13 protein-coding genes are annotated in these 12,177 nt (G+C 49.0%); all 13 read right to left on the bottom strand.

The genetic code is table 11. The features are described 5' to 3' along the window. Positions 1 to 11 precede the first annotated feature (11 nt). The gene (locus AC58PQ_RS16705) at positions 12 to 1,634 is read right to left on the bottom strand and encodes a complex I subunit 4 family protein (protein ID WP_497243367.1); all 1,623 of its coding nucleotides are present in this window, start codon (positions 1,632 to 1,634) and stop codon (positions 12 to 14) included. Beyond that, the gene (gene nuoL, locus AC58PQ_RS16700; protein ID WP_497243365.1) at positions 1,624 to 3,546 is read right to left on the bottom strand and encodes an NADH-quinone oxidoreductase subunit L; all 1,923 of its coding nucleotides are present in this window, start codon (positions 3,544 to 3,546) and stop codon (positions 1,624 to 1,626) included. The genes AC58PQ_RS16705 and nuoL overlap by 11 nt, the downstream gene beginning before the upstream one ends. A 15-nt stretch (positions 3,547 to 3,561) precedes the next feature. Next, the gene (gene nuoK / locus AC58PQ_RS16695; RefSeq protein WP_029195649.1) at positions 3,562 to 3,873 is read right to left on the bottom strand and encodes an NADH-quinone oxidoreductase subunit NuoK; all 312 of its coding nucleotides are present in this window, start codon (positions 3,871 to 3,873) and stop codon (positions 3,562 to 3,564) included. A 2-nt stretch (positions 3,874 to 3,875) separates the two neighbouring features. Then, positions 3,876 to 4,406 carry an NADH-quinone oxidoreductase subunit J gene (locus AC58PQ_RS16690; RefSeq protein WP_497243363.1) on the bottom strand — a complete coding sequence of 177 codons (531 nt, stop codon included), beginning with the start codon at positions 4,404 to 4,406 and terminating at the stop codon, positions 3,876 to 3,878. After that, positions 4,399 to 4,851 (bottom strand): NADH-quinone oxidoreductase subunit NuoI, encoded by a 453-nt coding sequence (gene nuoI / locus AC58PQ_RS16685; protein WP_056611658.1) that lies wholly within the window; start codon positions 4,849 to 4,851, stop codon positions 4,399 to 4,401. The genes AC58PQ_RS16690 and nuoI overlap by 8 nt, the downstream gene beginning before the upstream one ends. Before the next feature lie 50 nt (positions 4,852 to 4,901). Continuing rightward, entirely contained in the window at positions 4,902 to 5,906 is a 1,005-nt protein-coding gene (gene nuoH, locus AC58PQ_RS16680) for an NADH-quinone oxidoreductase subunit NuoH (RefSeq protein ID WP_497243361.1), read from the bottom strand. After that, positions 5,906 to 7,006 carry an NADH-quinone oxidoreductase subunit D gene (locus tag AC58PQ_RS16675; RefSeq protein ID WP_497243359.1) on the bottom strand — a complete coding sequence of 367 codons (1,101 nt, stop codon included), beginning with the start codon at positions 7,004 to 7,006 and terminating at the stop codon, positions 5,906 to 5,908. Before AC58PQ_RS16675 ends, nuoH begins: the two co-directional genes overlap by 1 nt. A 3-nt stretch (positions 7,007 to 7,009) precedes the next feature. Next, positions 7,010 to 8,011, bottom strand: coding sequence for an NADH-quinone oxidoreductase subunit C (locus AC58PQ_RS16670; RefSeq protein ID WP_497243357.1), 1,002 nt, complete (start codon positions 8,009 to 8,011; stop codon positions 7,010 to 7,012). Continuing rightward, positions 8,008 to 8,526 carry a NuoB/complex I 20 kDa subunit family protein gene (locus AC58PQ_RS16665; RefSeq protein ID WP_028556938.1) on the bottom strand — a complete coding sequence of 173 codons (519 nt, stop codon included), beginning with the start codon at positions 8,524 to 8,526 and terminating at the stop codon, positions 8,008 to 8,010. Before AC58PQ_RS16665 ends, AC58PQ_RS16670 begins: the two co-directional genes overlap by 4 nt. After that, positions 8,511 to 8,876 carry an NADH-quinone oxidoreductase subunit A gene (locus AC58PQ_RS16660; RefSeq protein ID WP_477592471.1) on the bottom strand — a complete coding sequence of 122 codons (366 nt, stop codon included), beginning with the start codon at positions 8,874 to 8,876 and terminating at the stop codon, positions 8,511 to 8,513. The genes AC58PQ_RS16665 and AC58PQ_RS16660 overlap by 16 nt, the downstream gene beginning before the upstream one ends. Positions 8,877 to 9,381: 505 nt before the next feature. Further along, positions 9,382 to 9,786, bottom strand: a complete 405-nt coding sequence (locus AC58PQ_RS16655; protein ID WP_497243355.1) for a F0F1 ATP synthase subunit epsilon — start codon at positions 9,784 to 9,786, stop codon at positions 9,382 to 9,384. A 55-nt stretch (positions 9,787 to 9,841) separates the two neighbouring features. Next, positions 9,842 to 11,239 (bottom strand): F0F1 ATP synthase subunit beta, encoded by a 1,398-nt coding sequence (gene atpD / locus AC58PQ_RS16650; protein ID WP_065854487.1) that lies wholly within the window; start codon positions 11,237 to 11,239, stop codon positions 9,842 to 9,844. 45 nt (positions 11,240 to 11,284) lie between these two features. Continuing rightward, positions 11,285 to 12,142 carry an ATP synthase F1 subunit gamma gene (atpG, locus tag AC58PQ_RS16645; protein ID WP_497243353.1) on the bottom strand — a complete coding sequence of 286 codons (858 nt, stop codon included), beginning with the start codon at positions 12,140 to 12,142 and terminating at the stop codon, positions 11,285 to 11,287. Positions 12,143 to 12,177 lie beyond the last annotated feature (35 nt).

Genomic DNA, 12,177 nt, shown 5'->3' with positions numbered 1-12,177 from the left:
GTTCCACTGGACTAACCTCCTATCTTCCCGGCTACGCTATGGATCAATTGATCCAAGCTGCCAATGGTTTGTTGAAGCGGCTGACTCAGCACGCTTGGGTACACGCCCAGCAAGAGAATGAACGCGACCAAGGTAATCATCGGCACAGCCTCGATGAGACGCGCGTCGCGCATCCCTTGCTGCAGTAAGCTCGGCTGCTGAGGGCCGAACGTGATGTTTAACACCCCACGCAGCACGTAAACCGCTGCAAAAATGATACCCAGTGTACCGACAATCGCGTACACGCGGTGGTTTTCAAAGAGTCCGACGAATGCGAGGAACTCACTGATGAAGCCGGATAAGCCTGGCAATCCGAGCGACGCCATGCCCCCGACCAGCAGAATACCGCTGATGAAGGGGATATTCTTCGCGAGACCGCCCAAGCGATCGAGCTGCGTGGTTTCGGTTCGCTCGTAGATGCTGCCGACGAGCAAGAACATCAGGGCTGAGATCAAACCGTGTGAGATGAGCTGGAACACGGCGCCTTGCAGACCTGCAATGTTGAACGCAGCAAGTCCCAACAAGACGATGCCCATGTGGCTGATACTCGAGTAGGCCAGCACGAGTTTGAAGTCCTTTTGGACCATCGCGAGAAGCGCACCGTACACGATGTTAATCACACCGAGGAGCGCGAGCACCCACGCCCATTGCTGGGCTTCCGCCGGGAAGAACAGAATCCCGAAACGGATGAGGCCGTAGGCCCCCATTTTGAGCAAAATCCCGGAGTGAATCATAACAACAGCAGGCGGAGCCTCTGTATGTACTTTCAGCATCCACGTATGGAACGGGAAGATCGGCAGCTTGATCCCGAAAGCGACCAATAACATGATAAACACGGTCCATTTCATAGCTTGACTCATGAAGAACGGCGTGTTCGCCTGATTCACATAAGCCTCAGGGGCTTGCAGCAAATTATGGGCAATCGTATGGATGTCCCCGCTATAGTAAATGATAGCCTCAGTCTGCGACGGATCCTGGTTAAACCCTGCGGTTGTAACCAAAATTAAGAACGCAATCAGCATGATCGCTGAGCCCAGTCCGTTATAAAGCAAGAAGCGGTTAGCCGCTTGCTCCCGGTTCATATACCCCCAAATTCCGATCAGGAAGAACATCGGCACGAGTGTAATTTCGAAGAACAGGAAGAACAAGAAGAGATCCTGTGCCATGAACACACCGAACATGCCCGTTTCTAGCAAAAGGAACAAAATGAAATACGTTTTCCACCGTTTCTTAATGTAAACCGATGCTAATGCCGCCATGGACGAGATCAGCGCTGTTAGAAAGACGAGTGGCAACGAAATGCCATCGACAGCCAACGAGTATTTAAACTCGAAGAAAAATTGTGTAATTTGCTGAATACCCTCGTGATTTAAAGGGACTTTGATCCAATCGAGCTGTTCTTTGTACTGAAGCGGATCCCCCTGATAGTTATAGTCCACATACAACCATGCCGCCAAAATAAGCGGAATGAGCGTCGTGACGATACCTACCGTTTTGATTAAACGTCCACGATCCCCCCGAAGGAAGAGCAGTACGAGAACACCTAGCAAAGGTGAGAAGGCGATCATACTTAAAATGGGTATATTATCCAGCATGTATGAACCTCCTTCCTGCAATGGCAAGTGCCAGAATCAACATCCCTAGTAGCATGATGACCCCGTAGGACTGCAGTTGACCATTTTGAAGTCGGGAGCCTAAGCGTCCAAGACTGACCACAGTGAAAGCAATCAAGCGTACAATCCCGTCTATGATGTAGATATCAATCAATTCTAGGATGAAGCCTAGACCGCGAAGCGGTTTGACAACAATGACATCATAGATTTCATCGATGAAATATTTGCGATTAAGCAACGTATATAACCAAGGCATTTTGCTCGAAACGATGTCCCGAGGGATTGTACGTTTCAGATAAATGAGGTAACCAAGACCAATACCTAGCAATCCAGCTAGCGTGGACAAAATAATAACGGTCCAGTTCGCTGTTTCTTCATGTTCTTGCCCTGTTAGCCAATGACCTAGCCATTCATTGAATGGCGTATTCACAAATCCTGCAACGACAGCCAGCACAGCTAAAATAATAAGCGGTGTTGTCATGGACGCCGGAGATTCATGCGGCTCATGCGCGTGGTTGTGCTCGTGATCATGGTGATCCTCAGAAGCATGTGCTTTCGCCCTAGACGAACCCATAAACACAAGAAAGAACAGGCGTGACATGTAGAAAGCGGTGAAGAACGCCGCAATCACACCGACCCAGAACAGAAGCTGATTATGCTCGTACGCTTCCGTTAGAATCATATCCTTCGACCAGAAGCCTGCGAATGGGAAGATACCAGCTAAGGCCAACGTTCCAATCGCGAAGGTCCATGTCGTGATTTTCATTTTGCGGGATAAGCCGCCCATTTCGTTGATGTTTTGCGTATGAACCGCGTGAATGACACTACCTGCGCCCAAGAAGAGCAGCGCTTTGAAGAAAGCATGTGTAAACAAGTGGAACATTCCTGACGTAATCGAAACGCCAATTCCGAGCGCCATCATCATGTAGCCGAGTTGACTCACGGTCGAGTAAGCGAGAATCCGCTTAATATCGTTCTGTGCGATACCGATCGTTGCTGCAAATATGGCGGTAAATCCACCGACATAAGCAACAACCATCAACGCATCCGGTGAGGCGTGGAAAATATCAAACGTCCGTGCCACGAGGTACACCCCAGCAGCAACCATCGTCGCGGCGTGGATCAGCGCCGAGATCGGCGTTGGCCCTTCCATCGCTTCAGGTAACCAAGTGTGCAGCGGGAATTGCCCGGATTTACCCATCGCCCCGATGAAAATCAAGACGGCGATCCACGTGACGATCGTTGGGTCGATTTTACCCGTTGTGAAGGCATTATGTATCGATGTGAAATCAAGCGCATGCCCTGGCATGTATAGATACAACAGCAGGATCGCGATAAACAAACCCACATCCCCGATGCGGGTGACGATGAATGCCTTTTTGGCGGCAGCCTTCGCCTCTGGCTTGAAGTACCAGAATCCGACGAGCAAGAAGGAACATACCCCTACCAGCTCCCAGAAGATGTAGAGCTCCAGCATATTTTCGGAGATGACAAGACCTAGCATAGAGAAAGAGAATAGCGCAATATAGCCAAAAAACACGTGAATGCGCTCGTCACCTTTCATGTAGCCTTTGGAATAAATATTCACCAGCAATGAAACGAGTGTGACGATTACTAGCATGAGGGAATTAAGGTTGGTCACCTCAAAGCCCATTTTCAGCGTAAAATCGCCCACCTGCAGCCAGTTCATTTTATCCCACGTGAAGTCCTCCACCTTGCCGCCAATACGCTCTACGAATATGAGCAAAGCTACAATAAATGAAAGCAGCATCGCGAAAATACTAATGTAAATCCCTAAGTCCTTAAGTTGACGTCCCATCGCCGTGAGCGCTAGAAAAGCAAGCAACGGAAACAATGGAATGAGCCAGGCGTACTGTGAATAGTCCGATACCATAGCCTTGTTAGCCTCCTAGCGCTTCATAGAATCCAAATCCGTAACTTCGACTGTACCTTTATTCCGGTAAATCGTAATCAATATCGCAATCCCCACAGCCGCCTCAGCAGCTGCGATCGTAATGTTAAAGAGGGAGAAGATCTGCCCTGTCAATGCGGGGTGATCCCCTAGCTTCGAGAAGGCAATCAAATTCAAGTTCACCGCATTGAGCATAAGCTCGATGGAGAGAAGCACGATAACCCCATTTTTCTTCGTTAATGCACCGTATAGTCCAATGCAGAATAGGATCGCCGCCAATGTAAGATAAGGAGTAATTATGTTACCCAACGCTAATCCTCCTCTCTCTTCGCAACTACGATAGCACCGATGAACGCTACCGTCAGCAGCACGGACATGATTTCGAAGGGAATGACATGCACATTATAGAGCAGCTTCCCGATTTCGAGGGTATTATCCTTGCCAGCATCCAATGCTCCCGAAGAGACGAAGGTCGACTTCTGAATCGCATAGAACAATACACCGAACAATCCCACAGCGCCAAGAATGGCCAAACCTTCATGCCATGGACGTTTAGGTCCCTCGTCTTCACCCTGTCTATGCTTCGTCATCATAATGCCGAAAATCATCAGAATCGAGATGGCTCCCGCATAAATCAGAACTTGTACGAAAGCGACAAACTCAGCTTCAAGGATGACGTACAGGCCAGCCAAGCTAATAAACGTAAGGGCAACCGCAATCACCATATGAACGACTTTTGTAAAAGAGATCATAAAGATCGCCCCGCCGATAGCGAGCAACGCGAAGATGAAGAAGGCCCAGCTCGTTCCGCTGGATAAAAAATCACCGAGTCCACTAAACATCTTTCTTCGCGCCCCCTTTAGGCATCGCAGAATTGTTCTCTTGACGAATGTTTTGCGTGTTGTTGCTCAGCCACTCCATATTTTTGAACAAATCGTCCCGACTGTAGCTGCTCAGCTCAAAATTGTTCGTCATCACGATCGCTTCCGTCGGACACACCTCTGTGCATAGGTCGCACAGAATACAAATTTCGAAGTTGATGTCATACGTATCAATGACCTTTCCCTTTTTCTCAGGGTCTGGGTTCGCTTTTCCAGTTAACGTAATACACTCCGTCGGACATACACGCGCACATTGATTGCACACGATGCATTTCTCGGGATCAAAATATTGAATACCACGAAAGCGATCCGGCATTTTAATCGGAACTTCTGGGTATGCGTACGTTACTTTCTTCTCAGTCAAGTGCTTAAACGTGAAGCCTAAACCTTTCATAATGCCCTTCATGTGTTTCAACTCCTTAAAGTTTTGCGATAGCAAAACTGACTTCGTTTCTCTTAAAAGATGGTCATGATGATCGCTGTCAGCAGCATGTTGACCAGTGCCAGTGGTAACAGCACTTTCCAGCCGAACCCCATCAGTTGATCAATTCGAACCCGTGGCAGTGTCGCCCGCAGCCAGAACAGGAAGAAAACGACCGACGAGAATTTCAACAGGAACCAAATGACGCCTGGAACAAAATCAAGGAATCCAAATGGCGCATGCCACCCACCTAGGAAAATCAGAGAGATGAGTGAAGCAATGACGAAGACGTACACATACTCGGATAGCATGAAAAAAGCGAAGCGGAAACCGCTGTATTCCACGTGATAGCCCGCAACAAGCTCGGATTCAGCTTCCGGTAAGTCGAAAGGCGTTCGATTGAGCTCTGACACACCCGCAATCACAAAAATAATGAAACCGAGGATCTGAGGAATGAAATTCCATTGCCAGAAGCCGCCTGATTGATGGTCGACAATTGTATGTAGATTCAGGCTGCCCGTCATCATGACCACGCCAACGACCGAGATAACGAGCGGAACTTCATAGCTGATCATTTGGGCTGCGGAACGCATCCCGCCCAGCAATGCATATTTATTGTTGGAAGCCCAACCGCCAAGAATAATCCCAATGGTTGAGATCCCTGTTAGTGCTACGTAGTAAAGCAATCCCACATTTAAATTCGCACCAAACATCCGATCCGAGAACGGGATCGTCGCAATGATCGTAAAGGATGGGATAAAGGTAATGATGGGTGCGAGAATGAAAAGCTCACGCTCGGCTTTTTTGGGAATCGTATCTTCCTTAATGAGAAGCTTGAATACGTCAGCGACACTCTGCAGCAGCCCGAAAGGCCCTGTCCGATTCGGCCCAATACGCAGCTGCATCCAACCAATGACTTTACGTTCAAAGTAGATCGCATAGGTAACGAACCCCAATACGAGCATTAGCATCACGATGCCCCAGAAAAGGAATACGAAGAAGTTCGTCCACGTCAGACTCTCTTCCAACAGGTTGACCATTAGGCATCCACCTCCCCAACGACAATATCGATGCCGCCCAGAATCGTAATGAGATTGGTCATCGACTCACCAACTAATAGCTTGGGCAATATTTGCAGATTCACGAAGGACGGTCTGCGGAATTTCAAGCGGTAGGGCTCTTGCTTACCTCGGGAAATAATATGACAGCCAATTTCTCCGCGCGGAGACTCAATTGCTGCATAGATTTCGCCTTCTGGCGGGCGAATGACTCTTGGCACTTTGCCCATGGTTTCGCCACCCTCAGGGAACACGTCTAATGCTTGCTCCAAGATGCGAAGCGACTGTTTAATTTCTTCCATACGGATCAAATAACGGTCATAGCAATCCCCGCCATTACGCACAGGCACATCGAACTGGAAGCGGCTGTATAGGCTGTAGGGCTGCGTTTTGCGAATATCCCAATCTACACCGGTACAACGTAGGTTCGCCCCGCTAAGACCATATGCAATGGCTGTCTCAGCGTCATATTTACCAACACCCTTAATCCGGGAAAGGAAGATCTCATTTCCGGTGACTAGTGTGTGATACTCTTCTAATTTGCCATACATATACGGCACGAATTTCCGTACTTTCTCGATCCAGCCTTCTGGTGCGTCCCATTTCACGCCGCCTACACGCATGTAGTTGTACGTTAAACGAGCCCCGCACAATTCATTGAATAGATCGATAATAATTTCACGGTCACGGAACGCATACAAGAAAGGACTCATCGCCCCGATATCCAGCAAGTACGTTCCCCACCACACCATGTGAGATGCGATACGTTGCAGCTCCATCACGATTAAGCGAAGGAATTCCGCACGTTCAGGGATTTCTAGCCCCATCATTCTCTCTACGGCGTTCACTAACGCGTAATTGGTCGTCATCGCCGATACATAGTCCATACGGTCCGTGTAAGGGATGATCTGGGTATAGCTGAGGTTCTCAGCCAATTTCTCTGTTCCTCTATGTAAGTAGCCCATAACGGGTATTGCTTCTCTAATGATTTCACCATCCAGCTTGACGATCACGCGGAAAACGCCGTGCGTACTTGGATGCTGAGGACCAACATTTAACAGGAGTTCTTCTGTCCGTAACACGTGCTACACCTCCGGGTCAAGCGGTTCGTAGTCTTTGCGCAGTGGATGACCCACCCAATCATCAGGCATCATGATCCGTACTAAGTTCGGGTGGCCAGGGAAATCGATGCCGAAAAGGTCAAAGGCTTCGCGCTCGTTCCAGTTGGCCGTCGGCCAAACATCAGCTACCGAAGGTATGCTGGCTTGCTCGCGGTCTGTCTTCACTTTCACACAAAACTCATGCTTGTGTGTGAGGGAAAGCAGATGATACGCCACCTCGAGGTGCGTCTCTTGGTCCACACCAGAGAGATTGCGCAAGTAATCGCAGCGTAGCTCTTCGTGGTTGCGGAGCGTCAGCGCGGCCTGCGGCCAGCGCGAGCTGTGAATGACCACGTAAGGGCGATGCGCGTCCCTTTCGTTGATGAAAGCGTCGACGACGGCGTCTTCGCCTGCCTCGGCTTTCAAGATCGTCACCAACCGGTCCAGCAGCGGCTGGTTCGGTGACGGCTCCTTCGGCGCAGCTGGCTCCGCCGAATCGGTCTTCGCTCCGCGTGCTGCGGCACGCGCGGCGCGGGCTTCTGCGGCGGCCTGGGCTTTGGCCGCCGGATCTTCGCTGCCAGCGTCCGCGGACGCAGGCGTTGTTGCCCCGGCGGGCGCAGGCTCGCCCGCCTCTGTGGCCGCGCGCGCTGCGAAGCGCGCGGCTCTTGCCGCGGCGCGCTCAGCCGCCGCGTCCGTAACTGCTGCGCCAGCCTCAGGCGGCACGGGCTTGCCCTCTTCGGGAGCTGCCTCCGTCGGAGGCGGCTCAGTGGCTTCCGCTTTACTCTCCGTCTTTGCTTCGTCTTTGCTCTCCGTTTGTACCACGTCACTGCTTTCTACACTTACTTCCGCTTTACCTTCGGCATTGCTCTCCGCTCCAATTTCCTCTTTCGCTTCAGCTGCGCTCTCTACATTGCCTTCCTCTTTTCCATCCTCACCAACAGGGGGAGTCGGAACCGCCGCTTCTTCCGGCTTTTTCTCCTCGCTCATCGATTGGTCACCTGCTTCCCAGTCTTCGCTTCATAGCGAATCTTCTCCTGAAGCTTGTTAATCCCATAGATAAGCGCAGCCGGATTCGGTGGGCAACCAGGGATATACACGTCCACAGGTACGATTTGGTCGACACCTTTAACAACCGAGTACGATTTCACATAAGGTCCGCCTGCTGTTGCACAGGAGCCCATCGCGATAACCCATTTCGGTTCAGGCATTTGCTCATAAAGACGGCGCAGCAAAGGAGCCATTTTCTTCGTAACTGTCCCTGCCACAATCATGACATCTGATTGCCTAGGTGACGTACGGAAGATGACTCCGAATCGGTCTAAATCATAGTGAGATCCGCCAGTTCCCATCATTTCGATCGCGCAACAAGCCAAGCCAAAGGTCAATGGCCAAAGCGAATTACTGCGAGCCCAAGCTTTAACCTGCTCCAGTGTTGTCATAAATACATTGCGGTTTATTTCTTCCCGTTCTTCGGGGGAAATCGATTCTAAACTGAAGTCCATCGCAGCACCTTCTTCTTCCAAGCGTATATTAATCCTATGGCAAGCAAGGCTACAAAAATACACATTTCGATTAAAGCAAACAATCCAAGCTGATCGAAAGCAACAGCCCAAGGATAGAGGAATACGGTCTCCACATCAAAGATGACAAACATCAAAGCGTACAAATAATAACGAATGTTAAACCGGATTTGCCCCTCACCTACAGGCTCATTACCACTCTCATACGTCGTGTACTTCTCATCGACGGGTTTACTCGGTCTTAACCATTTGCCAATCGTCAGCGCTACAATGGGGAGAACAATGCCTAACCCAAGGAAAATCGCTACGATTACATAGTTATTTGTATACATCATGTGAATGTAACCGCCTCCAATTCTTATTTGCGTTTCTTACCCTTTAAGTAGTTTTGGTAATAATCACCTATATTAGTATAACAAAAAGGGGGTTATGCGTCGACATTAATTCTTTCACGTTAAGAGTAGCATACCACGTAGACGGGTAATACTATTCATTGGGCTTGGGCATAGCGGCTCTTGCCACATTCCCTATTTTGATACAAGAGAGGACTGATTATTCACATGGCAACTGGATCAAATGCTAATCACAAACATAGAACCAATGACAAAGTTACCGAAACAGGTCGCTATCGCGATGCCGACGGGCAGAGCATTCAACTAACAGCAGGCGAAACCTTCCCACCTTGCCCGAAAACAGGGGAATCCACCATCTGGCATCACGCTTAAAATGAAGCATTCACCTATGCTGCTCCTCTCATTAGAGAGGGGCAGTTTTTCTCTTCCCATTTAAACGCAAAAAAGCGGAAGAACCGAAGTTCCCCCGCTTTTAACCATATATTTATTTCCCGGACACTTCGATACGAGTCACTGCTCTTTGTAAAGAAGCTTCAGCACGTTTGAAATCCACGTTATCTTGCTTGTTATCCGCAAGACGTTTCTCCGCACGGTCTTTCGCTGCCTTCGCACGATCAATATCAATTTGTTCAGGTAGCTCGGCGCTTTCCGCCAAAATAACCACCTTATCCTTGCGCACTTCCATGAAACCGCCGTTCACTGCAATGACTTCGTCTTTAGAGCCCGTTTTCTTCACAGTAATCGGTGCAATTCTCAGTGGAGTGACCAATGGAATGTGATTCGGCAGAATTCCAAGCTCCCCTTCAGTACCCTTCACGCTAACCATGCTCACTTGTTCAGCGTACACTTTGCGCTCCGGTGTAACAATTTCCAGTAGGAATGTACTCACTTGGATTCTCCTTCCTTAGAGTTTAGCAAAACCCGTCGCCCGCTAGATGCCAAGCTTACAGTGTTTTTGCTTTCTCGATAGCGTCCTCGATCGTTCCAACGTTGTGGAAAGCTACTTCAGGAAGGTTGTCGTGCTTACCTTCAAGGATTTCTTTGAAGCTGCGCACAGTTTCTTTCAATGGTACATAAAGACCTGGGAAACCGTTGAACGGCTCAGCAACGTGAAGCGGCTGAGACAAGAACAAGCGGAGACGACGCGCACGGTGTACAGTCAATTTGTCCTCATCGGACAACTCATCCATACCCAAGATTGCGATAATATCCAGAAGCTCTTTGTAACGTTGAAGAATTTGTTTAACGCCTTGTGCTGTTCTATAGTGATCTTCGCCAAGTGTTTCTGGCGTCAAGATACGGGAAGAAGAAGCAAGTGGATCTACCGCAGGGAAGATACCTGCTGCAGCAATACTACGCTCCAAGTTCGTTGTTGCATCCAAGTGGGCGAAAGCCGTTGCAGGAGCCGGATCCGTATAGTCATCGGCAGGAACGTAAATCGCTTGAATGGAAGTAACGGAACCTTTTTTCGTGGAGGTAATACGCTCTTGCAATTGACCCATTTCTGTAGCTAGGGTTGGTTGGTAACCTACCGCGGAAGGCATACGGCCTAACAAAGCGGAAACCTCAGAACCTGCTTGTGTGAAACGGAAGATGTTATCGATGAACAGAAGAACGTCTTTACCTTCTTCATCACGGAAATACTCAGCCATTGTCAAACCGGACAAAGCTACGCGAAGACGCGCGCCTGGAGGCTCGTTCATTTGACCGAATACCATCGCTGTTTTTGCGATAACGCCGGAGTCTTTCATCTCGTGGTAAAGGTCATTACCTTCACGAGTACGCTCTCCAACGCCTGCGAAAACAGAGATACCGCCATGCTCTTGTGCAATGTTGTGGATCAACTCTTGCATCGTTACGGTTTTACCTACACCCGCGCCGCCGAAGAGACCGATTTTACCACCCTTAACATAAGGAGCCATAAGGTCGATAACTTTAATACCTGTTTCAAGAATCTCTGCTTTTGTCGACAAGTTGTCGAAAGCTGGAGCTTCTTTGTGAATGCCGCTTGTTAATGTACGGTCAACTTCTTCGATTCCATCAATCGGATCTCCCAATACGTTAAACACGCGACCTAGTGTTGCTGCTCCAACTGGTACAGTAATTGCAGCTTTTGTATCTGTAGCTACTGCTCCACGCACAAGTCCGTCAGTTGAGGACATTGCGATACAACGAACCAGGTTGTCACCAAGGTGAACTGCTGCTTCGACTGTCATTGTGGATAGTACGCCATTATCATTTTTTTCAATCTTGATGGCATTCAAGATTTCAGGGAGTTGTCCGCGTTCGAACTCAATGTCGACGACTGGCCCTGTAATTGTTACAACGCGCCCTTTGCTCATGGTTTCCCTCCTAAGAAAAGCTTTGCTTCCGTAGAAGCTTCATTGTTATGCGTTCGCGTTCGCTCCAGCAACGATTTCCGATATTTCCTGGGTAATCGAAGCTTGACGCGCACGGTTGTAAGCTAATGTGTAGCCGCTGATCATTTTCGTTGCATTCTTCGTAGCGGAGTTCATCGCTGTCATTCTCGCACCAAACTCACTTGCTTTACCTTCCAGTACCGCACTGTAAATAAGCGTTTCTGCATATTTAGGAAGCAATACTTCCAGAACACCTTCTGGTGATGGCTCATACTCATAACTAGCAGCAGCCACGCCAGTAACTTCTTCCATAGGAAGCAGGCGGATCATCGTTGGAATTTGGGTAATCGCATTTTTGAATTGGTTGTATACCAAGAACAACTGGTCATACGTTCCGTTTTCGAAGTTTTTTACTGCTGCTGAAGCGACAGATTTGATATCCGCGAATTTCGGTGAATCCGGAACACCCGTTACTTCTTCTACAATTGGCATGTTGCGTTTGCGGAAGAAGTTACTGCCTTTACGTCCGATTACAAAAATCGAATATTCAGCTGTTGATTTATGGTTTTCACGAATCTCGGTCATGACCTTCCGCAACACGTTAGCGTTGTAACCTCCGGCCAATCCACGATCCGAGGTGATTACTAAATAGCCTGTCTTCTTCACTTCGCGTGTCTGTAACATCGGGTGTTTGATCCCTTTGCTTCCAGCTGCGATGCTTTGAACGACTTCTTTCAACTTGTCTGAGTAAGGACGCGCTGCTTCCGCAGAACGTTGTGCTCGTCTCAAATTTGCTGCAGAGACCATTTCCATCGCTCTCGTAATTTGCTTCGTGCTTTGTGTGGACTTGATTTGGCGCTTAATCTCGCGCATTCCTTTTGCCATACCTGCTCACCTCTCTTTTGAGGCTTAGAAAAGCC

Source organism: Paenibacillus sp. J22P143, assembly GCF_059692035.1.
The sequence above is the reverse complement of the archived record's forward strand: the minus strand, read 5'-3'. Positions and strand labels throughout refer to the sequence as shown.

Bases quoted from the DNA above. Each gene is read 5' to 3' on its own strand.
- AC58PQ_RS16705 (WP_497243367.1), bottom strand. From the start codon at position 1,634: ATGCTGGATAATATACCCATTTTAAGTATGATCGCCTTCTCACCTTTG.
- AC58PQ_RS16660 (WP_477592471.1), bottom strand. From the start codon at position 8,876: ATGTATACAAATAACTATGTAATCGTAGCGATTTTCCTTGGGTTAGGC.
- atpD (WP_065854487.1), bottom strand. From the start codon at position 11,239: ATGAGCAAAGGGCGCGTTGTAACAATTACAGGGCCAGTCGTCGACATT.
- AC58PQ_RS16690 (WP_497243363.1), bottom strand. From the start codon at position 4,406: ATGTTTAGTGGACTCGGTGATTTTTTATCCAGCGGAACGAGCTGGGCC.
- AC58PQ_RS16670 (WP_497243357.1), bottom strand. From the start codon at position 8,011: ATGAGCGAGGAGAAAAAGCCGGAAGAAGCGGCGGTTCCGACTCCCCCT.
- atpG (WP_497243353.1), bottom strand. From the start codon at position 12,142: ATGGCAAAAGGAATGCGCGAGATTAAGCGCCAAATCAAGTCCACACAA.
- nuoH (WP_497243361.1), bottom strand. From the start codon at position 5,906: ATGGTCAACCTGTTGGAAGAGAGTCTGACGTGGACGAACTTCTTCGTA.
- nuoL (WP_497243365.1), bottom strand. From the start codon at position 3,546: ATGGTATCGGACTATTCACAGTACGCCTGGCTCATTCCATTGTTTCCG.
- AC58PQ_RS16665 (WP_028556938.1), bottom strand. From the start codon at position 8,526: ATGGACTTCAGTTTAGAATCGATTTCCCCCGAAGAACGGGAAGAAATA.
- nuoI (WP_056611658.1), bottom strand. From the start codon at position 4,851: ATGAAGGGCATTATGAAAGGTTTAGGCTTCACGTTTAAGCACTTGACT.